Source organism: Ruegeria sp. BH8, from assembly GCF_056538065.1.
Map to the genome: position 1 here is coordinate 158401 of NZ_JBQFSP010000001.1, position 22551 is coordinate 180951.

20 protein-coding genes are annotated in these 22551 nt (G+C 61.1%); 19 read left to right on the forward strand and 1 reads right to left on the reverse strand.

Features of this window, described 5'->3' with window-relative positions; genetic code table 11:
* Positions 1-487: 487 nt before the first annotated feature.
* The 19 genes from ACR0AD_RS00810 (at position 488) to ACR0AD_RS00900 (ending at position 22133) form a co-directional block, all read left to right on the forward strand.
* Positions 488-2311 carry an adenylate/guanylate cyclase domain-containing protein gene (locus tag ACR0AD_RS00810; RefSeq protein WP_480486293.1) on the forward strand — a complete coding sequence of 608 codons (1824 nt, stop codon included), beginning with the start codon at positions 488-490 and terminating at the stop codon, positions 2309-2311.
* A 28-nt stretch (positions 2312-2339) separates the two neighbouring features.
* Positions 2340-3497, forward strand: a complete 1158-nt coding sequence (locus tag ACR0AD_RS00815; RefSeq protein ID WP_480486291.1) for a phosphatase PAP2 family protein — start codon at positions 2340-2342, stop codon at positions 3495-3497.
* A 21-nt stretch (positions 3498-3518) separates the two neighbouring features.
* Positions 3519-5120: a S8 family serine peptidase gene (locus ACR0AD_RS00820; RefSeq protein ID WP_480486289.1), complete on the forward strand. Its 1602-nt coding sequence runs from the start codon at positions 3519-3521 to the stop codon at positions 5118-5120.
* Positions 5121-5308: 188 nt separating this feature from the next.
* Positions 5309-6472 (forward strand): putative lipid II flippase FtsW, encoded by a 1164-nt coding sequence (gene ftsW / locus ACR0AD_RS00825; protein ID WP_209504524.1) that lies wholly within the window; start codon positions 5309-5311, stop codon positions 6470-6472.
* The gene (locus tag ACR0AD_RS00830) at positions 6472-7569 is read left to right on the forward strand and encodes a UDP-N-acetylglucosamine--N-acetylmuramyl-(pentapeptide) pyrophosphoryl-undecaprenol N-acetylglucosamine transferase (protein ID WP_480486288.1); all 1098 of its coding nucleotides are present in this window, start codon (positions 6472-6474) and stop codon (positions 7567-7569) included. The genes ftsW and ACR0AD_RS00830 overlap by 1 nt, the downstream gene beginning before the upstream one ends.
* The gene (gene murC, locus ACR0AD_RS00835) at positions 7566-8975 is read left to right on the forward strand and encodes a UDP-N-acetylmuramate--L-alanine ligase (RefSeq protein ID WP_209504522.1); all 1410 of its coding nucleotides are present in this window, start codon (positions 7566-7568) and stop codon (positions 8973-8975) included. The genes ACR0AD_RS00830 and murC overlap by 4 nt, the downstream gene beginning before the upstream one ends.
* 75 nt (positions 8976-9050) lie before the next feature.
* Positions 9051-9299, forward strand: coding sequence for a DUF2484 family protein (locus ACR0AD_RS00840; RefSeq protein ID WP_480475953.1), 249 nt, complete (start codon positions 9051-9053; stop codon positions 9297-9299).
* A complete protein-coding gene (locus tag ACR0AD_RS00845; protein ID WP_480486286.1) occupies positions 9296-9562 on the forward strand; it encodes a DUF2484 family protein in 267 nt (88 codons plus the stop codon). Before ACR0AD_RS00840 ends, ACR0AD_RS00845 begins: the two co-directional genes overlap by 4 nt.
* Before the next feature lie 24 nt (positions 9563-9586).
* On the forward strand, positions 9587-9880 hold the full coding sequence (locus ACR0AD_RS00850) for a hypothetical protein (protein WP_209504519.1): 294 nt from the start codon (positions 9587-9589) through the stop codon (positions 9878-9880).
* Positions 9877-10815 carry a UDP-N-acetylmuramate dehydrogenase gene (gene murB / locus ACR0AD_RS00855; RefSeq protein ID WP_480486284.1) on the forward strand — a complete coding sequence of 313 codons (939 nt, stop codon included), beginning with the start codon at positions 9877-9879 and terminating at the stop codon, positions 10813-10815. Before ACR0AD_RS00850 ends, murB begins: the two co-directional genes overlap by 4 nt.
* Before the next feature lie 102 nt (positions 10816-10917).
* Positions 10918-11841 carry a D-alanine--D-alanine ligase gene (locus tag ACR0AD_RS00860; protein ID WP_480486483.1) on the forward strand — a complete coding sequence of 308 codons (924 nt, stop codon included), beginning with the start codon at positions 10918-10920 and terminating at the stop codon, positions 11839-11841.
* Positions 11829-12836, forward strand: a complete 1008-nt coding sequence (locus ACR0AD_RS00865) for a cell division protein FtsQ/DivIB (protein ID WP_267363880.1) — start codon at positions 11829-11831, stop codon at positions 12834-12836. The genes ACR0AD_RS00860 and ACR0AD_RS00865 overlap by 13 nt, the downstream gene beginning before the upstream one ends.
* Before the next feature lie 8 nt (positions 12837-12844).
* Positions 12845-14179: a cell division protein FtsA gene (gene ftsA / locus ACR0AD_RS00870; protein ID WP_209504922.1), complete on the forward strand. Its 1335-nt coding sequence runs from the start codon at positions 12845-12847 to the stop codon at positions 14177-14179.
* Positions 14166-14585, forward strand: coding sequence for a hypothetical protein (locus tag ACR0AD_RS00875; protein ID WP_480486282.1), 420 nt, complete (start codon positions 14166-14168; stop codon positions 14583-14585). The genes ftsA and ACR0AD_RS00875 overlap by 14 nt, the downstream gene beginning before the upstream one ends.
* Positions 14586-14933: 348 nt before the next feature.
* On the forward strand, positions 14934-16538 hold the full coding sequence (gene ftsZ / locus ACR0AD_RS00880; protein ID WP_480486280.1) for a cell division protein FtsZ: 1605 nt from the start codon (positions 14934-14936) through the stop codon (positions 16536-16538).
* 213 nt (positions 16539-16751) lie between these two features.
* Entirely contained in the window at positions 16752-17672 is a 921-nt protein-coding gene (lpxC, locus tag ACR0AD_RS00885) for a UDP-3-O-acyl-N-acetylglucosamine deacetylase (protein ID WP_267363883.1), read from the forward strand.
* A gap of 126 nt (positions 17673-17798) precedes the next feature.
* A complete protein-coding gene (locus tag ACR0AD_RS00890; protein ID WP_267363885.1) occupies positions 17799-18662 on the forward strand; it encodes an outer membrane protein assembly factor BamD in 864 nt (287 codons plus the stop codon).
* Positions 18663-18698: 36 nt separating this feature from the next.
* On the forward strand, positions 18699-20348 hold the full coding sequence (gene recN / locus ACR0AD_RS00895) for a DNA repair protein RecN (protein WP_480486279.1): 1650 nt from the start codon (positions 18699-18701) through the stop codon (positions 20346-20348).
* A gap of 99 nt (positions 20349-20447) precedes the next feature.
* On the forward strand, positions 20448-22133 hold the full coding sequence (locus ACR0AD_RS00900; protein ID WP_480486278.1) for a chloride channel protein: 1686 nt from the start codon (positions 20448-20450) through the stop codon (positions 22131-22133).
* Positions 22134-22192: 59 nt separating this feature from the next.
* Here ACR0AD_RS00900 and ACR0AD_RS00905 read toward each other — a convergent pair whose 3' ends face one another.
* Positions 22193-22534 carry a DUF427 domain-containing protein gene (locus ACR0AD_RS00905; RefSeq protein ID WP_480486277.1) on the reverse strand — a complete coding sequence of 114 codons (342 nt, stop codon included), beginning with the start codon at positions 22532-22534 and terminating at the stop codon, positions 22193-22195.
* Positions 22535-22551 lie beyond the last annotated feature (17 nt).

Here is a 22551-nt window from a genome sequence, read left to right on the forward strand (position 1 = left end):
TTTGGAGAATCGATTTCCGGTACCAGTCAGCCGCTGTCGTGTCATGCCGTCCGCCCGGTTTAGCGGCAACAGGAAGCTCCAATGCCAAGGGCTTGACCGGGGTCAGCCCTCGCGCACTCCTAACGGGAAGTCTTGCCGCGTCAGCCCGTCTTTCCCGCCAAGCACAAAGCGCCACAGATGCCGGGTAAATTCGCCAAATTGCACCGAAAAATATGTGCAAAAATAAAAATATGTCGACGGAAGTTCACTAAAACAATACAATAACCCTTATTATTTTGAACTTAACGCATTTTAGAAACCAAATCTCATCAGCGGGCCGATTAATGCCTCGTGATTTCCATTCAGGCCCGTGGCCCGTCCCGCGCAATGCAGCGCCATTCACACCCGTCGGCTGCATTTGCAATCGCAACACGCCTCTGATGCGTGCCAGCCTGCCTGTTTTCGGGGTGGCACATTTCAACAAGTTAAAGAGTTCCGAGACACGATCATGGGTATTAATCTGAATTTGAACAATCCAGGCGACCTTCCCAAGGCGCGGCTCAGGGCGATCCTGTTCCTTGATGCATGTGATTACTCTGCCGCCGTCCGCGAGGACGAGCTGGAAACGCTGGCCAGAATCCGCCGCGATCTGAACTGCGTCAGCGATCTGGTTAACAGCTTTCGGGGCCGGGTGACCGGCCTGACCGGTGACGGGCTGTGCGCCGTCTTTCCAAGTGCGCGTGCCGCCGTCGAAACTGCGCTGGGGATGCAGGATGTCCTGACCCATGCCCCCGACCGGTACGCCAAGGGGTATCGAATTGGGATACATCTTGGCGACACGTTCGAGGTTGACCAACAGATCATCGGTGACGCCGTGAATACGGCAGCCCGGATCGAAAGCGTCGGCTCATCCGGCGAGGTTCTGGTCTCAAGTGTTGTGCGCAATGCGCTGCGCGGACGACAGGATTTCCTGTTCAACTCGATCGGGCGGCCCAATCTCAAGAATATCGGTGCCACGCTCGAACTGTTCAAAGTGGCCCGCGCAACCATCGACGTCCCCTATGAGAAGGACGGAAAAGCACAGCCGGTTCCCGTTCCCACCAATCCAACAGCCTTCCGGTCCGAGCAGATGTCGTTCTCCGTACCGCGCCCGAATTTCGTGATAGGTCTGTTGTCTCCGGATGTCGGTGGCAGTTCCGAAACCGCGACATTCGTGTCCAACATCGTTGCGGAACAGCTGTCCAAATCCCTTACCGAAACCGAAGCGCTCGAGGTTCAGGATTACCGGGTGCCGCAGGTCGCGCTTCCAAAGGAACCACTGTCGGCTGGGCCTGATCTTTTCCTTCAGTGTCGCGCTTCGACCTGTGGCAGCATGTTGCAAGTGTCCGCCACCGCAATGAGGTCGGAAGACAGAAAAGTGATCTGGAGCCAGAATGTGGTGGCCGATCAGGGTGACTTTCTGGGGCAAAACTGCTCGGGACTGACATCGTTCATCAGCTATGCCACCGACGCTTTGCTGACGGCCTTGCTGAACGGGCGTCACATGCGCGACTCGGCCTCTCATCATGCGGCGAAAACCGCCGTTGCCGCCGTGCATCACCTGTTGACCATGACCGGGCCGGGGCTGGACCAGCTCGAGGCGGATATTCTGGCGGCTTACGAGCTTGATCCCAAGCCGGTCTACCTTGCGTGGCTGGCCTATGTCACGACCTTCAAGGTCGGCGAACGGTACGGAACCTGGGATGCCACACTGGAAGCGCAGGCGCGCGATCTGGCCCGCCGCGCTGTCGAGGCTGACCCGGATAACGGCACTGTTCTGGGCCTTGTCGCCCACGTGCATTCCTACGTGTTCCGAGAGTTTTCGGTGGCGCAGGATCTGGTCGACCGCGCGCTCGAGCTCAGCCCTTATCGGGCGATGAGTTGGGATTCAGCAGCCATGCTCTATTGCTACACGGATCGCCCCGCGTTGGCGGTGGAAGCCGCGCAGAAGGCACGGCTTATCGGACGGCACAGCCCGTACCGGCATCTGTTTGACGGGGCAGGATGTGTCGCCGCGCTGGTCAATGGCGAGTTCGAGAAATCCATCAGGTTCGGCGAATCCGTGATGGAGGTTCAACCGCAGTTCAAAACCGTCATGCGCTATCTGGCTGCGGCTTACGGGCACGCAGGTGACCGGCAGCGAGGCGAGTTCGCCTTGCAGCGGCTGACCAATCTGGAACCGGACATGTCGCTGGCCTGCATCCAGCAGGACCGGTTCCCGGTGCCAACACGGTTCAGCGCGCAACTGATGGAAAGCGGCCTGTCCCGGATCGGATTGCCGCAACACGCTTGAAGTAGGGGAAAAAGTAGGGGGTTTACTTATGTCTTACGTGTCCACGCTCAATGATTTTGGCATGATGGCCCGACGTGGAGAGCTGATTTCTTGCAAGGTGGTGAAATTGATGAACCTTGCCGGAACCGGTGGTCTCGGTGCCTCACCGGGGGACAATCGAAAGGCGTTGGACAATCTCATTTACGACGCGCAGAGGGAAAGCTTCATCGATTACCTCAATGCCATTCATGATCTGGATCCCGAGTTGCTGGATATTGAAAAACTGCGCGAGCTTACCGAGTTCATGCAGAACGAAGAATTCATCGACCCCTTCAGGTCTGACAGCCGTGTAAAAGGTGCGAAAGACGAAGAGATCGGGAAACGCTCTGCCCTCGGCGCGGCGTCTGTCACGATGAGCGCATCTTCGGCATTCGCACTGAACCGAAACCGCAACAAAAACCGCAATCGCAACAGAAACCGCAACCGAAACAGAAATCGCAATCGCAACCGGAACCGCAGCGATTTTAACTTTGGCGGTAGTGATGCTTCCTTCGGCTGGCGCGAGATGCGCGATCTGTGCCGGATCGGTATGCTGCCCGCATCCGGACTGCTGGGCAAAATCTGGGAAAACATCGATCTTCTGCCGCCGCCGGGCCCTGACGAAAGCATGAAGGAAACCGAATACCTGCTGATCCTGCAAGGGCGGCTCAAGTGGTCAAATCAGGCGACGCGGCGCGAGGAAATCGTGACGCAGGCAGGCTTTGGCATTGATGACTATCTCAGCCCGCTGGGCATTGACGAGAAGGGCGGCTTTGATGCGACCCGCGCGCTGATGACGATCCTGCTGGAACTGACGAATGAAATCGGCCTGACCTACAAGAACCGCTTCAGCCGACCCAGACCCAATATCATCCAGCCGCTGATCCGGCCCTTTATCCCGGTGCCTTTTCATGCGGCTTACCCCTCGAACCACTCCTACCAATCCTTCGCGATTGCCGAACTGTTCTCGCGGCTGATCCCTGAACATCCGGGCACTGTCGCTTTGTTCCACCGCGCCCAGCGGATTGCTGAAAACCGCGAATGGGCTGGTCTGCACTACCCAAGCGACACAGCCGCCGGACGAAGTCTGGCCAGAAAAACCGTGGCTTACCTGACCGAGGTTCTGGACGAACTGATGGACGAAGCACAAGACGAATGGCTGGGTTAAGGATCAACGCGAGGTGACGAAATGACCGCAGGAAACGAAGACTACGCACGATATTACTATCTCTGGCATCTGGTCGCGATCAAAGCCTTGACCGTCAAGGCGCCCCCGCCCGCTGACGGAGAGACCTGCCCGGAAATCGACAGCGCGATCTGGGATTTCACAGGCCCTGCTCTGGCCGAGGCGAAGATCGCCCTGATCGACATGGGCGTGGCCCCGCATCACCCAAACCTGAAAGCGCCGGACACCGGACCGGTTCCGGCGGACAGGGTCATTCGGGACGAAGCCCTTGATCTGGCCAGCCACCCGTTCGGTGTCAAATACATCGACCGGTCGGCCGTTGGGGCAGGGGCAGAACATATCGAAGAACATGTGCAACATCTGTCGGGCATTCAGAACCCCTTGGGCATTCCGGGCCTGACGTCGCAGGAACAGCGGGTGATTGCCGGGCTGAGATCGGGGTTTGGTGTTAAGCGTTACATCGATGCTTATGATGATCGCTATGCCGGGCACGGCACCAGCTGTGCCGGGCTGGCTTGCGGAACCAGCTTTGCGGCGGACCAATTCGGCAATACCGGCAATATCGCGGCGTATTACGGGGTTGATCCCAAAAGCAGGATTATTCCGATCACGACGTCGATCTCACCCAGCCCGGAAGAGTTGATTGCGGCGTTTCTTTATGCTCATGAAAAGGATGTTCATGTCATCCTGTTTCCGCGCGACATAGCGAACCCGGACCATTGGCCCGGGTATGATGACCGTCCTGCCACTGTTACCGAACCGTTCTATCCGGGTCTGGACAGGCACGAAAAGACGCGCCTGCACGAGACGATGCGCGATGAACCCGACGGTGACGCGCGCGATATTTCAGTGGCGTGGTCGACGCTCCACAAGGTCGTCGAATGGGTCAGCACGAAAATTCCGGTGGTCTGCGCGGCTGGCAATGACGGTCGAAGTGAATTGATTTACCCCGCCAGCCTGTCCGGTGATCCAGCCAACGGGATCATTTCCGTGGGGGCCGTCAACTATAATGGCTACCGGTCCGGGTATTCGAACTATTCTGCTGATCTGACCGTGTCCGCCCCCTCGGATGACGGTGAGATCTACAACCGCTATCAAATTCGTCTGGACCGTGATGCAGCCTCGGCCACTGACTTCCATCTGGAAAACCCGAAACATCACCTGAAACGCGACGGCAGTGGTGACGCGATCCCGATTGTCGAATTCGCGCCTCAACGGTTGGTGACCTTGGATGTGCCGGGCCCGCGGGGCTATGTCGAAGGCAGCCTTGCCGCGGCGGTCAAAACCCGAAAAAAGGCGGTGGACGATCCTGCCGGGCTGTATACTGAATTCGGCGGCACTTCGGGGGCTTCGGCCCTTGTTGCCGGGGCAATAGCGATGATGCAGCGAAAGTCGCCCAATGTTCTCAATGGGGTGCAGATCAAAGCCATCTTCAAGAACCTCGAAACATCTGCAACGCGTTTCGACAACACCCACTGGTATTGGTCCTCTGCCGCAGGAACCCTGCAAGCTGACGCGATCAACGGTTACACGCCGCCCCCCAGGGCCGAACTGTTCGGTGTGGCGGGGTTGCTGGATGTGCCGCTGCTGCTAAGCAAGGTCTGATGCCCACCTCCTCCCGTCCGGTGGTCGTTGTAAAACGGCTGACCGGCGATCCGGGCGTGCGGCGCGGGTCTTGGGCGGGAAATCCCGATTTGCTCCTGAACAGGCTGGCCTGATCGCCAAATTGCATGTAGACTCTCAGCCAGATCCCGAAAACGGGGCGTTAACGAGGCAGAGAGTGGCGGTATCTCATGACTGAGATGGTGTATGGCGCGGTCCAGGACCAGCGCGGAGAACCGATTCTACCGAAATGGTGGCGTACTATCGATCGCTGGACGATGTCCTGCGTTCTGATCCTGTTTACCATCGGGTTGTTGCTGGGGCTGGCCTCTTCACCGCCACTGGCCGGCCGCAACGGGTTCGACCCTTTCCATTATGTCGAGCGTCAGGCCTTGTTCGGCGGATTGGCGCTGATCGCGATGCTGCTGACTTCGATGATGTCTCCAACCTTGGTGCGGCGTCTGGCCGTTCTGGGTTTTCTGGGGGCCTTCGTCGCTCTGGTCTTCCTGCCGGTGTTTGGAACGGATTTCGGCAAGGGTGCGGTGCGTTGGTATTCGCTGGGCTTTGCCTCGCTGCAACCGTCCGAGTTTCTGAAACCCGGCTTTGTCGTCGTGGCCGCTTGGCTGCTGGCGGCCTCACAGGAAATCAATGGCCCTCCGGGGCGGTTGTGGTCCTTTGCGCTCTGCATGGCCATCGTGGCCATGCTGGTGATGCAACCCGATTTCGGTCAGGCCTGCCTGATCCTGTTCGGCTGGGGCGTCATGTATTTCGTAGCCGGGGCCCCGATGCTGCTGTTGCTGGGCATGGCCGGTGTTGTCGTTCTGGGCGGGATGCTGGCCTATTCGAATTCTGAACACTTTGCCCGCCGCATCGACGGCTTTCTGAATCAAGAGGTCGATCCGACCACCCAGCTGGGCTATGCCACCAACGCCATCCGCGAAGGTGGCTTGTTCGGCGTCGGCGTGGGGGAAGGGCAGGTGAAATGGTCGCTGCCCGATGCCCATACCGATTTCATCATCGCCGTCGCGGCCGAGGAATACGGCCTGATCCTCGTCATGATCATCATTGCGCTTTATGCGCTGATCGTCGTGCGCTCGCTGCTGCGGCTGATGCGCGAACGCGACATGTTCATTCGTCTGGCCGGTACCGGTCTGGCCTGCATGTTTGGCGTTCAGGCGATGATCAACATGGGTGTTGCGGTGCGTCTGCTGCCCGCCAAGGGCATGACTTTGCCGTTCGTCAGCTATGGCGGCTCGTCCCTGATTGCTGGCGGTATTGCCGTTGGCATGCTGCTGGCCTTCACCCGAAACCGCCCACAGGGCGAACTAGGCGATATTCTGCGCGGACGAGGATAATGGGGAACCCTTACCTGTTGATTGCGGCTGGCGGCACCGGGGGCCATATGTTCCCCGCTCAGGCGCTGGCCGAGGCGATGCTGCACAAGGGCTGGCGTGTGCGCCTGTCCACCGACCCGCGCGGTGCGCGCTATACCGGTGGCTTTCCCCATTCGACCGAAATTGTCGAGGCGTCCTCGGCCACCTTCGCCCGTGGCGGTCTGGCGGCAAAGGCGATGGTTGGCCCGATTATCGCTGGTGGTGTCACCAGCATGGTCTTCCAGATGATGCGCGACAAACCCGATGTTGTCGTGGGCTTTGGCGGTTATCCGTCGATCCCGGCGCTGGGCGCCGCGACCCTGCTGAAAATACCGCGGATGATCCATGAACAGAACGGGGTACTGGGCCGCGTGAACCAGCTGTTTGCAACCCGCGTTGCGCAGGTGGCCTGCGGCGTCTGGCCGACGGATCTGCCCGAAGGCGCGCATGGCATTCACACCGGCAACCCGGTGCGTGCCGCGGTTCTGGACCGCGCCGCCGCCGGGTATATCCCGCCGGGTGACTATCCGATGTCGGTTCTGGTGATGGGTGGTTCGCAGGGCGCGCGCATCCTCAGCGATATGGTGCCCGGTGCGATTGCCGCGCTGCCCGAAGACCTTCGCGCGCATATCCGTGTCTCGCATCAGGCGCGGGATGAAGATGGCGAACGGGTCAGCGCATTCTACCAAGACCATGGTATCCGCGCCGACGTTCAGCCCTTCTTCGATGACATTCCCCGCCGCATGTCGGACGCGCAGCTGGTGATCTCGCGCTCGGGCGCGTCCAGCGTGGCCGATATCTCGGTCATCGGTCGCCCTTCGATCCTGATCCCGTTTGCTGCTGCCGCCGGGGATCATCAGACCGCCAACGCGCGCGGGCTGGTGCAGGCCGGCGGGGCCATCATGATCCCGGAAAATGCGCTTGACGTTCCCACGCTGACACAGCAAATCACCACGGTTCTCACGAACCCCGAAGCCGCACAGAAAATGGCCCATGGTGCCCTGTCGGTCGGGGCGCCCGATGCCACCCAGCGTCTGGTCGCTCTGGTCGAGCAGCTGGCGCAGAAGGAGACCACATGAACCCAGCAACCAAACTGCCGCAGGACGTAGGGCCGATCCACTTCGTGGGCATCGGCGGGATTGGTATGTCGGGCATCGCCGAGGTGCTGCTGAACCTGGGGTATCAGGTGCAGGGCTCCGATCTGAAAGCTTCGAAGATCACTGACCGTCTGGCCAGTTTGGGGGCCGAGATTTTCGTCGGCCAGCGCGCCGAAAACCTAGAAAACGCCGCCGTCGTGGTTGTCTCGACCGCGATCAAACCGGGCAACCCGGAGCTGGACCAAGCCCGCGCCCGAGGGCTGCCCGTTGTCCGCCGCGCCGACATGCTGGCCGAACTGATGCGCCTGCGCTCGAACATTGCCATTGCCGGAACGCACGGCAAGACCACCACGACGACCATGATGGCCGAACTGATGGTTGCAGGCGATTTCGATCCGACCGTGATCAATGGCGGCATCATCCACGCCTATGGATCGAACGCGCGGATGGGGCAGGGCGAATGGATGGTGGTCGAAGCCGACGAGAGCGATGGCTCGTTCAACCGCCTGCCCGCAACCATCGCCATTGTCACCAATATCGACCCCGAGCATATGGAACATTGGGGTGATTTCGACAGGCTGCGCGACGGTTTCTACGAATTCGTCTCGAACCTGCCATTCTACGGTCTGGCCGTCTGCTGCACCGATCATGCCGAGGTTCAGGCCCTTGTCGGGCGCATCACCGACCGCCGTGTGCGAACCTATGGGTTCAACGCGCAGGCGGATGTGCGGGCGGTGAACTTGACCTACAAGGGCGGCGTGGCGCATTTCGACATCCATCTGCAATACGAAGACAAGATGATCGAAGGCTGCACCCTGCCGATGCCCGGCGATCACAACGTCTCAAACGCGCTGTCCGCCGCTGCCGTCGCCCGTCATCTGGGCATGAAAGCTGCGGAAATCCGCGACGCGCTGGCCAATTTCGGCGGCGTCAACCGTCGCTTTACAAAGGTCGGGGAAATCGACGGTGTCACCATCATCGACGATTACGGCCACCACCCGGTCGAAATAGCCGCCGTTCTCAAGGCCGCCCGTCAGGCGACCGAAGGCCGCGTGATCGCCGTGCATCAGCCGCACCGCTATTCGCGCCTGTCCAACCTGTTTGATGATTTCTGCACCTGCTTCAACGACGCCGATGTTGTGGCGATTGCCGAGGTTTTTGCCGCTGGCGAAGACCCGATCGAAGGTGCCTCGCGCGACGATCTGGTGCAGGGCCTGATCCGTCACGGCCACCGCCACGCCCGTGCGCTGCTGGATGAAGACGATCTCGAACGCCTCGTGCGCGAACAGGCCCGTCCGGGCGATATGGTCGTCTGCCTCGGGGCCGGTACGATCAGCGCCTGGGCCAACGGCTTGCCCGAGAGATTGCAAAGAAAACAAGCTGTTTGACGCGTCATTTGTTTGTCGCACAACTTAAAAGTGTGATACTCTGACTGCAGCAGTCGCGTGTCCTCGGAGGGGCGAATGGACTATTCGATGATCTTTGCAGCGCTTTGGGTGATCTGCGCCACCATCGTGGCAATGTTGCCGATGCGGCTGCAATTCCCGCTGGGGTTTGTCCTGCTGATCTGCGCACCAGTGCTGGTCGTGTGGCTTGGGTATGTCCATGGCTGGTTCTGGTCGGTCGCGGCATTTGCCGGGTTCGTGTCGATGTTTCGCAACCCCATCCGGTATTACTGGCGCAAATGGACAGGGCACGAGGTCGCGGAATGACATGGTCTATCGCTCTGGCGGCCCTGTGGGGCTTTGCCGCCAACATCCTTGCGCTGATCCCCAGTACCGACAACCACTGGACGCGCGCCTATATCCTGATCATCGTGGGCATTCCCATCGTCGGCTATGTCACCTATGAAAACGGCCCCTGGATCGGGCTGCTGGTGCTGGCAATGGGCATGTCCGTGCTGCGCTGGCCGGTGATTTATCTGACCCGTTGGACAAAGTCGAAAATGCAGGGCATGAAGGCGGCCAAAGAATAACCGGCCAACTTCAGGAGGTCTGTCATGGCGACAATCGCCACATTTGCCTATCTGCCGCTCGTTTCCTTCGTTCTGGGTGCCGCTGCCGGGTTTACGGCGGGCCGCTGGCTTGGCCTGCGCAGCCTTCTGTGGCTGATCGGGCTGACATCCGCGGTAGGTCTGGGGCTGATCGTCGTGCTGGCTGGTGTCGGAACGGGTGAAGAAGACAAGGCGTTCGGCCCGCTGGTCTGGTTGACTGCCGGTGTTCTTCCCTTCCTTTTCGCCGCAATAATGGGCGGGGTCGGTGGGCGCAGCCTGGCGGTGCGCGCGACTACATGACTCTGCTTCCCCCTGTTCTTCCCGATGTCCGGGGCCGCCTGTCCAAAGCGCGCAACCTGTCTGACCTCACATGGCTCCGCGTTGGTGGGCCGGCGGATTATCTGTTCCAACCTGCCGATGTCGAAGACTTGCAGGCCTTCCTGCGCGATCTGCCGGATGATGTGCCGGTCTTTCCGATGGGGGTCGGCTCGAACCTCATCGTGCGCGATGGTGGCTTGCGGGCTGTTGTGATCCGGTTGGGGCGCGGGTTCAACGCCATCTCGGTTGAGGGCAACACCGTCACTGCGGGCGCGGCGGCGCTGGATGCACATGTTGCGCGCAAGGCGGCGGATGCGGGCGTGGACCTGACCTTTCTGCGCACCATCCCCGGCTCGATCGGGGGCGCGGTGCGGATGAATGCGGGCTGTTATGGCAGCTACACAGCGGATGTGCTGCGCAAGGCCACCTTTGTCACCCGACAGGGCGACCTGCGGGACCTGACGCCCGAGGATCTGAACTTTCGCTATCGCCAGTCCGACCTGCCCGAAGGTGCCGTTCTGATTTCGGCCACGTTCGAAGGCCCGTCCGGCGATCCCGATGACCTTCATGCCCGAATGGAAGCGCAACTGAAAAAGCGTGACGAAACCCAACCCACCAAAGACCGCAGTGCCGGATCGACCTTCCGCAACCCGGCCGGGTTTTCCTCGACCGGGCAGGCTGATGACGTGCATGACCTCAAGGCGTGGAAAGTGATCGACGATGCGGGAATGCGCGGCGCGACACGCGGCGGGGCGCAGATGAGCCCGAAACACTCGAACTTCCTGATCAATACCGGCACCGCCACCGCTGACGACCTCGAAGGTCTGGGCGAAGAGGTGCGAAAAAAGGTTTACGAAACAAGCGGCATCACGCTAGAGTGGGAAATCATGCGGGTCGGTGATCCGCTAAAAGAATAAAGCCCCGACCGTCAGACCAAAACAGGCAAATTCAGGCGACGGATCAAAGGCATAAACGCAGTACGGACCACCACATAAGGTCCGGGGACATTGAGGCGCACATTGGGTATGTCGAGCAGGACAAACCCCAAAGTGGCGGTATTGATGGGCGGCCCCTCGGCGGAACGCGAGGTGTCTCTCAGCTCTGGGCGCGAATGCGCGGCCGCCCTTGTGGGAGAAGGTATTGAAGTGGTCGAACTGGACGCAGGTCCCGACCTCTATGCGCGCCTGTTGGATATTCAGCCGGATGTGGTTTTCAACGCCTTGCATGGCCGCTGGGGCGAGGATGGCTGCGTGCAGGGGATGCTGGAATGGATGCGGATTCCCTATACCCATTCGGGTGTTCTGGCCTCGGCCCTTGCCATGGACAAGCAACGCAGCAAGGACGTCTATCAGGCCGAGGGTCTGCCCGTTGTCCCCAGCGTGATCGTTCCACGGGCCGCGGTGACCCGCGCCCACGTGATGGAACCGCCCTATGTGGCCAAACCCAATAACGAAGGGTCCAGCGTCGGCATCTACATCGTCCACGAAAACGCCAATGGCCCGCCGCAGCTGTCCGAAGACATGCCCGACCAGATCATGGTCGAGAAATACGTGGCCGGGCGCGAACTGACCGTGACCGTGATGGGCGACCGCGCCCTGACCGTGACCGAGATCATGACCGATGGCGGCTGGTACGACTACGACGCCAAGTACAAACCCGGCGGATCATGGCACGTGGTCCCCGCCGATATCCCGCAGGACATCTTTGATCGCTGCATGGATTATGCCCTGCGCGCGCATGATGCTTTGGGCTGCAGGGGCGTCAGCCGCACCGATTTTCGCTGGGATGACAGCGCGGGTGCTGATGGGCTGTTTCTGTTGGAAACCAATACCCAGCCGGGCATGACGCCCACTTCACTGGCCCCGGAACAGGCCGCGCATCTGGGCATGACATTTGGCCAGCTCTGCGCCTGGATGGTTGAGGACGCCTCATGCAACCGTTAATCGCCAGCCGCTCTCTGGAAATCCATCGCACCAAACCCCTTGCCGGGCCGGATGCCGATTTTGCCTCGGCCGATACGGAACCGCATGACACCCAGCCTATTCTGCGTCTGCGCGGGGCGCGGGTGTTTTCTCGCACCGCACGCCGCAGTGATCCGGCCCCGTCGCGCCTCAGCTATCGTCTTCAGCGCTGGATGCTGACACCGGGCATCCGCCTGGGCGTCAAGCTTGGCCTGCCGATCTGCGCCATTGCCGCGGCAGTTGGTGTCTATTTTGCCTCTCAGGACCGGCGCGAGGCGCTTGGTACCTATATCGCCGATATTCGCACCTCGATTCAGGAACGCCCCGAGTTCATGGTCAACCTGATGGCCATCGACGGGGCAGGCACCAGCCTGTCCGATGATATTCGCGAGGTCGTGCCTCTGGATTTCCCGATCAGTTCATGGGATCTGGACGTCGAACAGATGCGCGACACGATCACAGGGCTTGATCCGGTGAAATCGGCAACCGTCCGCATCCGTCCGGGCGGCATCCTTCAGGTCAACGTGGTCGAGCGTCAGCCCGTGATTGTCTGGCGGACGCATGACGGGCTCGAACTGCTCGACGAGACCGGCGCGCATGTCAAGGAAACCACCTCTCGCAAGGACCATGCCGACCTGCCGCTGATCGCGGGCGCGGGTGCGGATGCCCATGTGGCGCAGGCGCTCGAGATCTTTCAGACCGCCCGCAGCCTGGGCAACCGTGTGCGCGGGCTGGTGCGCGTGGGTGAACGGCGCTGGGATCTGGTCCTGGACCGTGGCCAGCGCATCATGCTGCCGACCGAACGCCCGGTGCGCGCGCTGGAACGCGTGCTTGCGGTGAACGAAGTGCAGGACCTTCTGGAACGCGACGTGGCCGTGGTCGACATGCGCCTAGGCCAGCGTCCCACCATCCGAATGACCAAAGCCGCCAGCGAAGACTGGTGGAATACTAAAGTGACAATGAGTAACGGGCAGTAACGAGCATGATGACCGATCTTTATCAGTCCCAACGTGCCATGCGTCAGATGCGGCGCCAGGCATTGCAACGCGGTGTGATCGCGATTCTGGATGTGGGCAGTTCCAAGATTGCCTGCCTCGTTCTGCGTTTTGACGGATCGGGTCGGCTGAGTGAAGATAACACCATCGGCTCGATGGCGGGGCAGACGGGGTTTCGGGTGATCGGGGCCGCAACGACACGTTCGCGCGGCGTACAGTTTGGCGAAGTCACCGCCATGCAGGAAACCGAACGCGCCATCCGCACCGCGCTTCAGGCGGCGCAGAAGATGGCCGATATCCGTGTCGATCACGTCATCGCCTGTTTCTCGGGGGCCAACCCGCGCTCTTACGGGCTGGACGCGCAGGTCGATCTGGATGGCCAACTGGTGTCCGAGGCCGAAGTGGGCCGTGTTCTGAACGCCTGCGACGTGCCGGATTACGGCGACGGGCGCGAGGTGCTGCACGCACAGCCGGTCAACTTTGCGCTCGACAACCGCTCGGGCCTGATCGACCCGCGCGGGCAGATGGGTCAAAGCCTTGCGGTCGATATGCACATGTTGACCGTCGATGCGATGGCGATTCAGAACATCGTGCGCTGTATCAAACGCTGCGATCTGGAACTCGCCGGGATTGCAAACTCGGCTTATGTCTCGGGAATTTCCGCGCTGGTCGAGGATGAGCAGGAACTGGGCGCGGCCTGTATCGACATGGGCGGCGGCACCACCAGCGTTTCGATCTTCATGAAGAAACACATGATCTATGCCGATTGCGTGCGCATGGGCGGCGATCACGTGACCGCCGATATCTCGATGGGGCTGGGCGTGCCCGCGGCAGTGGCGGAACGGATCAAGACGTTCAATGGCGGCGTTCATGCGACCGGCGCTGATGACCGTGACATGATCGATATCGGCGGCGATACCGGTGACTGGGAACACGACCGCCGCACCGTCAGCCGCGCCGAACTGATCGGCATCATGCGTCCGCGCGTCGAGGAAATTCTTGAAGAGGTCCGCGTGCGTCTGGATGCGGCCGGGTTTGAACATATGCCAAGCCAGCAGATCGTTCTGACCGGTGGCGGCAGTCAGATCATGGGGCTGGACGGTCTGGCGACCCGCATCCTTGGTCAACGCGTGCGTCTGGGTCGCCCGCTGCGGGTGCATGGCCTGCCGCAATCGGCGACAGGTCCGGCGTTCTCGTCCTCTGTGGGGCTCAGCCTATTTGCGGCGCACCCGCAGGACGAATGGTGGGATTTCGAAATCCCGGTCGACACCTACGCCGCGCGCCCGTTCAAGCGGGCCGTTCGGTGGTTCCGTGACAACTGGTAGCCCCCTGTGCCGGGCCGCTTTGTGTGCGGCCCTGTTGCCGGGATGGGTTTCGGCCCAGACCATCATCACACCCGAGGCATTTCTGGATGCCGCCGTCGGCAAAACGCTCACCTTCCATGAGATTCGCAGCGGCTATTTCGTCGGGACCGAGCAATTTCTGAACCGTCACATCTCGGTCTGGCGGCAAGAAGGGCAGGGCTGTGTCTATGGGCAGATCACCACGCCAAACGGTCAGATCTGCTTTCTCTATGACAACGACCCGGATGGTATTCCCGTCTGCTGGTGGCCCTTCCTGCACGAAGGCCGTTTGATGGTGCGTCTGGCCTCGTTTGCAGAAAGCGAAATCCAGGAGGTGCGCAGCATCACCGAAACCAGCCTCAACTGTCCAAGTGCACCGCTCAGTTGAAAAATCCGGTTGCAGCGCGTCGATTTATCCCTCAAGATATCCACAAGGCCCGGCAGAGGCCTCGCGGCAGGACCTGAGCAGTTTTCCGCAGTGTAAATGATGGTCGACGAAAGCGTGACGAACGGCTGAGTCCTCGCGCCGGGGTCGTCTGGCTTGTGATGGTCGCCGCTGTTTCCGCTATATCTGGCAGTACCTGCGAAATGCCGCCGGTTTCTGCCTTATTTCCTCCATATTTTGTGGTGAATCGCGATTTTTGACGTGACCTTTTCGCATCAGCCCGCTAGAATCGAGCAAGGATAGGTAAGAAAAACACCGCTTTGGCGGAACATAAATACAGGCGGACAGAGCATGACATTGAATCTTTCGATGCCCGGGCAAGACGAACTGAAGCCTCGGATTACAGTATTTGGCGTTGGCGGTGCGGGCGGTAACGCTGTCAACAACATGATTGAAAAACAGCTGGACGGCGTCGATTTTGTCGTCGCCAACACCGACGCGCAGGCGCTGCAGCAAAGCCAGTCCTCGGCGCGGGTGCAACTGGGTGTGAAGGTCACCGAAGGTCTGGGGGCGGGGGCCCGTCCGGCCGTGGGTGCCGCAGCTGCCGAAGAAAGCATCGAACAGATCGTCGATCATCTGGCAGGCGCGCATATGTGCTTTATCACCGCGGGCATGGGCGGCGGCACAGGCACCGGCGCTGCTCCGATCATCGCGCAGGCCGCGCGTGAACTGGGTGTGCTGACCGTGGGTGTCGTGACCAAGCCCTTCCAGTTTGAAGGTGCCAAGCGGATGCGTCAGGCCGAAGACGGCGTTGAGGCGCTGCAAAGGGTCGTCGACACGCTGATCATCATTCCGAACCAGAACCTGTTCCGCCTCGCCAATGAAAAGACCACCTTTACCGAGGCGTTCTCGATGGCCGACGATGTCCTGTATCAGGGTGTCAAAGGCGTAACCGACCTGATGGTGCGTCCGGGCCTGATCAACCTCGACTTTGCGGATGTGCGCGCCGTAATGGACGAGATGGGCAAAGCCATGATGGGCACCGGCGAGGCAACAGGCGAAGACCGTGCCATCCAGGCGGCGGAAAAAGCCATTGCAAACCCGCTGCTGGACGAAATCAGCCTCAAGGGCGCCAAAGGCGTTCTGATCAACATCACCGGTTCGCACGACCTGACCCTGTTCGAGCTGGACGAAGCCGCCAACCGCATCCGCGAGGAAGTGGACCCCGAGGCGAACATCATCGTCGGCTCGACGCTGGATACTGCCATGGAAGGCGGTATGCGCGTGTCGGTTGTTGCAACCGGCATCGACGCCACCGAAAAAACGGCTGATGTCCCGGTCGCGCGCCGCTCGATGTCCGAGCCGCTGACCCGCACCGTTTCGGCCGAAGAATATGGTCGCGAAGAAGCACCCGCAGCCGCCGAAATGGCAGAGCCCGCGCCGCAGATGGAAGAAAACCGCGAACCTTCGCTGTTTGAAGCCGCGGAAGAGCCCGCCCAGCCGCAGTTCCAGCCGCTTGACGAGCGGGATGAGGATGATCTGCCGCCCCCGGCCTATCAACCGCGCGTCGCCGAATTCGAGCCGCAGCCCGAGCAGGTCGAACCGGCGCCCGAGGCATTTGTTGCTCCACGCGCGCCTGTCGCAGGCACCCCGTCGCCCGAAGCGCTCCAGCGTTTGCAGGCTGCGGTTCAGAAGGTTCCCTCGGCAGCTCAGCGCGCCGCAGCACCCCGCCCGCAAGCGGCGGTTTCGCATCACGAACCCGAAGAACGCTCGCGGTTTGGCTTCAATCGGCTGATCGACCGGATGACCGGGCACGCCTCTGACACACCGGCTCAACCGCCGCGTCAGCAGCCCGTTCTGCGCCAGTCCGAGGCCACGGCACCGATTCACGATGAGGCCGACCCGGATCAGGATCGTATCGAAATTCCGGCCTTCCTGCGCCGTCAGGCCAACTGATCGCGGTAACAAAATCCACTCATGGGGTCGCCATCTGGCGGCCCTAATTCTTTTTAAAACAGTGGCTTACGAACGTGTAAGCAGGGTTTTGCCGATCTGTTACATACATGTTTCATTCGGTTACAAAGAGTGAGTTGAGCCTTGACGCGGGCTTCCTTAACTGAGTGTCCAACACAGCCCCAGAAGGCTGGACACCACTCGCCGAGGCCCATTTTGCAACATACGCTCAAATCTCCGGTCACGTTTAAAGGCGTCGGGCTGCACAGCGGCAAGCCTGCGACCATGATCCTGAAACCGGCTGCAGCTGGTCATGGCATCTGGTTCAAACGGACGGATATCCATCTGGGCGATGCGATGATCCCGGCAATCTATCACGTGGTCGAACGGACCCCGCTTTGCACCCGTCTGGTCAATGACGCCGGGGTGTCGGTATCCACAATCGAACATATCATGGCTGCTTTGGCCGGGTGCGGCGTTCACAACGCACTGATTGAAATCGACGGCCCCGAAGTGCCGATCATGGACGGGTCTTCGATCGATTTCGTGCGCGGTATCATGGCCCGGGGCGTGCGCCGTCAGGCCAGCCCGGTGCTGGCCTATGAGGTGCTGAAGACCGTCACCGCATCGCGTGAAGGGGCCAGCGCAAGCATCGCGCCCGCGGATGGGCTGATCATCGACTTTCACATCGATTTCGAAGACAGCGCAATCGGCAGCCAGACCAAGACACTGGATATGCGCAACGGGTCGTTCGCGCGCGAACTCAGCGATTGCCGCACGTTCTGCCGCCGCATTGATGTCGAAGCCATGCGCGAAAACGGTTTAGCCCTTGGCGGTACCCTGGATAACGCCGTGGTGGTGCAGGGCAGTGAGGTGCTGACACCCGGCGGGTTCCGCCGCGCCGACGAAGCCGTGCGCCACAAGATGCTGGATGCTCTGGGTGATCTCTACCTGGCAGGCGGGCCGATTCTGGGCCATTTCACGGGCGACAAGTCGGGTCATTCGCTGACCAACACATTGCTGCGCAATCTGTTTGAAACACCCGGTGCTGTGCGTCCGGTTCTGTGCACACCGGAACAGGCCGCGCGTCTGCCGGGGCAGGGCCTGATCGTAAACGAAATTCCCGAAGTCGCCTGATCAGATCAACTCTGACGACATTTGCGCCAGATGTTGCATAAGGCGTTTTGCACCGGAATTTTCTGTGCTAGACCATGGCTCAATTCGGGGCGAACCCCCTTAAGTAAGACGACAAGGATGGGCGGTATGGTTGGCAGCAAGGCGGCAGTCAGATTCGCAGGTGCGGTTCTTCTGGCAGCAGTTTTGACGGCATGTGGAAACGCAGGCGGCCTTTTTGGCAACAAGGGCGCGGACCGGGATCAGAATCTGGAAGGGTTCACACCGGAACAGATCTACACCCGTGGCGAATACGAACTGTCGCAGAATCGCTCGGATGACGCGGCCTGGTATTTCTCCGAGGTCGAGCGTCTGTATCCCTATTCCGACTGGGCCAAGCGTGCGCTGATCATGCAGGCGTTCTCGTTCCATTCCGACAAGAACTACGAAGAAAGCCGGGCCGCGGCCCAGCGGTATATCGACTTCTATCCAACGGACGAAGATGCGGCCTATGCCCAGTATTTGCTGGCGCTCAGCTATTATGACCAGATTGACGAGGTCGGGCGCGATCAGGGGCTGACCTTTCAGGCGCTGCAATCGCTGCGCACCGTGATCGAGGTTTATCCCGACAGCGAATATGCCACCTCGGCAGTGTTGAAATTCGATCTGGCCTTTGACCATCTGGCAGGCAAAGAGATGGAGATCGGGCGCTACTACCTGCGTCAGGATCACTTTGTTGCCGCCATCAACCGCTTCCGCGTCGTGGTCGAGGATTTCCAGACCACATCCCACACCGCCGAAGCGCTCTATCGTCTGGTCGAGGCTTATCTGTCCCTCGGCCTTCTGGATGAGGCGCAAACCGCAGGTGCCATCCTTGGCTACAACTACCAATCCTCGGAATGGTATGACGATGCCTACAAGCTGCTGACCTCACGCGGGCTCCAGCTCAAGAGCCGTGGCAACAACTGGCTCAGCACGATCTATCGTCAGACCATCAAGGGTGAGTGGTTGTAATCGCCATGGCATTAGGCTTGGGACGCTGAAGACCCGATGCTGCGCGCCCTTGATATCCGCGACATGCTGATCATCGACCGGCTGGAACTCAGTTTTCAGCCGGGCCTGAATGCGTTGACCGGCGAAACCGGCGCGGGCAAATCGATCCTTCTGGATTCTCTGGGGTTTGTTCTGGGCTGGCGCGGGCGGGCCGAACTGGTGCGGCAGGGTGCGGCGCAGGGCGAGGTTGTGGCCGAGTTCGAACTTTCCCCCGATCATCCCGCACATGCGATACTGGCCGAAGCGGGCTTGCCGGGCGGGGATGAGCTGATCCTGCGCCGGATCAACACCGCCGAGGGGCGCAAGACCGCCTGGGTCAATGACCGCCGCTGCTCGGGCGATGTGCTGCGGGCGCTGTCGGAAACCCTGATCGAACTGCATGGCCAGCATGATGACCGCGGGTTGCTGAACCCGCGTGGCCACCGGGCCATGCTGGACGATTTTGCCGGGGTCTCGGACCGGCTGACATCCGTTCGTGCGGCCTGGACCGACATGTCACGCGCCCGCAAGGCTCTGGCCGAGACCGAGGCCGCTCTGGCTGCCGTCCGAAGTGAGGAAGATTTCCTGCGCCACGCGGTTGCCGAACTGGATCAGCTTGATCCTCAGCCTGGTGAGGATGCCGAACTTGATGCCCGCCGCCGCATGATGCAGGGGGCCGAGCGTATTCGCGATGATGTCGCCCGCGCCTACGCCCTGCTGTCCGGGGACGGTGCCGAAGGGGCGATGTCCGACGCTATCCGCTGGCTGGAAGGTGTGTCCGGCAACGCAGGCGGTCAGCTGGACGAGCCGATTGCCGCGCTGGGCCGCGCGATGATTGAACTGGGCGAGGCGCAGGATGGCGTGAACGCCTGCCTTCAGGCGCTGGACTTCAACCCCTCGGAACTGGAACAGGCCGAGGAACGCCTGTTTGCCATCCGCGCACTGGCTCGCAAACACGACGTGGCCCCGGATGATCTGGGCGCGTTTGCCGACACTCTGCGCACCCGCCTCAACCAGTTGGAAGCAGGCGATGCCGACCTAGCAGACAGACGTGCCGCCGTGGACGCGGCACAAAAGGCTTATGACACTGCCGCCACCGACCTCAGCGCGGCCCGCGCAGCTGCTGCAGGGCGGCTGGACGCTGCCGTCATGGCGGAACTGGCCCCGCTCAAGATGGAACGCGCTGTGTTCCGGACCGAACTCACCCCGGCTGAACCCGGCCCCGAAGGGACCGACGCGGTGGCCTTTACCGTGGCCACCAACCCCGGCGCGCCTGCCGGGCCGCTGAACAAGATCGCGTCAGGGGGTGAACTCAGCCGCTTCCTGCTGGCGCTCAAAGTGTGCCTGTCGGGCGATGACAGCGCCCGCACGATGATCTTTGACGAGATTGACCGCGGCGTCGGCGGGGCCACTGCCGACGCGGTCGGGCGCAGGCTCGCGTCATTGGCGCAAGGCGGGCAGGTGCTGGTTGTCACCCATTCCCCGCAGGTCGCCGCCCGTGCGGCGCATCACTGGCGGGTGCAGAAACAGGTCACGGACGGGCAAACCCTGTCCACCGTCATCCCTCTGGCCCAACCCGACCGGGTGGACGAGATTGCGCGCATGGTGGCGGGCGACACCATCACGGACGAGGCCCGCGCCGCCGCCCGGGCCCTGCTGCAGGCCTGATGCGCCCGTGGCACGAAATGGCCTCACACTGTCGCTATCTCACTTTTATTAGGGTGCTCCGTGGCTTACTAAGGGTTACGTGATGATCCCCGAGGGCCAATGACCCAGTCGACCCGCACCGTTCTGCGCAACCAGCTCAATCAGGCTCTGGCCGCGATCAGGGATGCGTGGCGGGTGATGCTGCGCCGGGGACCAAGCCAGATCCAGTTCTGGTTCATCGCGCTGGTCATCGGTATCGCTGCCGGTTTCATGGCGCTTGGATTCCGCAAGGCCATCCGCGCGTTGCAGGCCTATCTCTATGACACCGACGACGTTCTGCTGCTGCACAGCCATGCCGAGAAACTGCCGTGGTTCATGATCCTGATCATCCCGATCATCGGTGGGCTGGTCGTGGGCCTGATCCTGAACCGGTTCACCAATGACGGGCGCGTCAGGTCCGTCGCTGATGTGATCGAAGGGTCCGCCATCACCGACGGGCGGGTCGAGGTCAAGGCCGGCATCGCCTCGTTCTTTGCCTCGCTGATCACGCTCAGTTCCGGGGGGTCAACGGGCCGCGAAGGCCCCGTGGTGCATATGGCCGGGGTCATCTCCACCTGGGTCAGCAACCGCATCCATGCCGACGGTATCACGGGCCGTGATCTGCTGGGCTGTGCTGTCGCCGCCGCCGTGTCAGCCAGCTTCAACGCCCCCATCGCCGGGGCCCTGTTCGCGCTCGAAGTTGTGCTGCGCCACTTCGCCGTGCATGCCTTTGCCCCGATCGTCATCGCGTCGGTCGCCGGAACGGTGATCAACCGGTTGGAATATGGCGACGTTACCGAGTTCACGCTGGAAACGCCCGGATCGCTGCAATTCTATGTTGAACTTCCCGCCTTCCTGATCCTTGGCCTGATCTGCGGCTTTGTTGCGCTGCTGCTGATGCGGTCGATCTTCTTTGCTGATGATATCGGCAGCCATATCCAGAACCGCCTGTCCATTCCGGGCTGGCTGCGCCCGGCCGTGTCCGGCGCGATGCTGGGGCTGATGGCGATCTGGTTCCCGCATATCATCGGTGTCGGCTACCAAACCACGATCCGCGCCCTGACCGGTGATCTGGTTTTGACAACCGCGATCCTGTTTGCGGTGACCAAGACAGTGGCTGTGGCGATCACCATGGGCGGGCGCATGGGGGGCGGGGTGTTTTCACCGTCTCTGATGATCGGCGCGCTGACCGGGCTGGCGTTCGGACTGATCGCCACTGGGCTGCTGCCGGATGTGTCCGGCACACATACGCTTTATGCCTTTGCCGGAATGGGCGCGGTGGCTGCTGCGGTTCTGGGCGCGCCCATCTCGACCACTCTGATCGTGTTTGAACTGACCGGAGACTGGCAGATCGGCCTTGCCGTGATGGTGACTGTATCCATATCCACCGCATTGGCGTCGCGCCTTGTGGACCGGTCGTTCTTCCTGACCCAGCTGGAACGCCGCGATGTCCACCTGGCCGCCGGGCCGCAGGCTTATCTGCTGGCGATGCTGCGCGCCGGGGCGGTGATGCGCCCTATCGGGGATGACCGCTCAATCACTGCGGACGAGGCACACGCCCTGATCAAACAGGGCCTGTGCGTTCAGGCCAGCGCCACGCTCGAGGCCGCGATGCCCTATTTCGACCGTGACGACATACCCTGCATTCCGGTTATCGTTCTGGAACAGGACGGGTCCGAGACACCCGTCGGCGCGCTCTACCATGTCGACGCGCTCAAGGCGTACAACCGGGCCCTTGCAGCCACCGCGGCCGAGGAACATTCATAAGGCTCCCGCCACCGGGACAAGCGTTCCCGAAGCCTCCGCTGAAACCCTGTCCGGCGCCTCTAGATCTGCTCCACCTTCACCGAGTCTACCGGATAAAACGCCAGATACCCCTTGATCTCGGCCAAGGCGGAAATCGGGTCCTCATAGCTCCAGACCGCGTTTTCGGTCACCGAGGATTTGTTGACGATGGAAAAGTGCGTCGCGTCACCCTTGCCGGCGCAATGCGTCACCTTGTCGGTCTGGTCCAGAAACGCCATCGCAACATCGCCGCGCGGAAAGTAAATCACCGGAGCTTTGTCGCCTTCGTGCAGTTCCAGCGCGTTGCTCGTTTCGCCCAGAATCGCACCGCCCGAACGGACAGTCCATTTGCCCGGTGCTTTTTGGATCGTGATCTCAGTCATTTCTGGTCCTTCCGTCG

Coding starts and splice junctions, on each gene's coding strand:
- ACR0AD_RS00810 (WP_480486293.1), top strand. CDS start 488: ATGGGTATTAATCTGAATTTGAACAATCCAGGCGACCTTCCCAAGGCG.
- ACR0AD_RS00815 (WP_480486291.1), top strand. CDS start 2,340: ATGTCTTACGTGTCCACGCTCAATGATTTTGGCATGATGGCCCGACGT.
- ACR0AD_RS00820 (WP_480486289.1), top strand. CDS start 3,519: ATGACCGCAGGAAACGAAGACTACGCACGATATTACTATCTCTGGCAT.
- ftsW (WP_209504524.1), top strand. CDS start 5,309: ATGACTGAGATGGTGTATGGCGCGGTCCAGGACCAGCGCGGAGAACCG.
- ACR0AD_RS00830 (WP_480486288.1), top strand. CDS start 6,472: ATGGGGAACCCTTACCTGTTGATTGCGGCTGGCGGCACCGGGGGCCAT.
- murC (WP_209504522.1), top strand. CDS start 7,566: ATGAACCCAGCAACCAAACTGCCGCAGGACGTAGGGCCGATCCACTTC.
- ACR0AD_RS00840 (WP_480475953.1), top strand. CDS start 9,051: ATGGACTATTCGATGATCTTTGCAGCGCTTTGGGTGATCTGCGCCACC.
- ACR0AD_RS00845 (WP_480486286.1), top strand. CDS start 9,296: ATGACATGGTCTATCGCTCTGGCGGCCCTGTGGGGCTTTGCCGCCAAC.
- ACR0AD_RS00850 (WP_209504519.1), top strand. CDS start 9,587: ATGGCGACAATCGCCACATTTGCCTATCTGCCGCTCGTTTCCTTCGTT.
- murB (WP_480486284.1), top strand. CDS start 9,877: ATGACTCTGCTTCCCCCTGTTCTTCCCGATGTCCGGGGCCGCCTGTCC.
- ACR0AD_RS00865 (WP_267363880.1), top strand. CDS start 11,829: ATGCAACCGTTAATCGCCAGCCGCTCTCTGGAAATCCATCGCACCAAA.
- ftsA (WP_209504922.1), top strand. CDS start 12,845: ATGACCGATCTTTATCAGTCCCAACGTGCCATGCGTCAGATGCGGCGC.
- ftsZ (WP_480486280.1), top strand. CDS start 14,934: ATGACATTGAATCTTTCGATGCCCGGGCAAGACGAACTGAAGCCTCGG.
- ACR0AD_RS00890 (WP_267363885.1), top strand. CDS start 17,799: ATGGTTGGCAGCAAGGCGGCAGTCAGATTCGCAGGTGCGGTTCTTCTG.
- recN (WP_480486279.1), top strand. CDS start 18,699: ATGCTGCGCGCCCTTGATATCCGCGACATGCTGATCATCGACCGGCTG.
- ACR0AD_RS00900 (WP_480486278.1), top strand. CDS start 20,448: ATGACCCAGTCGACCCGCACCGTTCTGCGCAACCAGCTCAATCAGGCT.
- ACR0AD_RS00905 (WP_480486277.1), bottom strand. CDS start 22,534: ATGACTGAGATCACGATCCAAAAAGCACCGGGCAAATGGACTGTCCGT.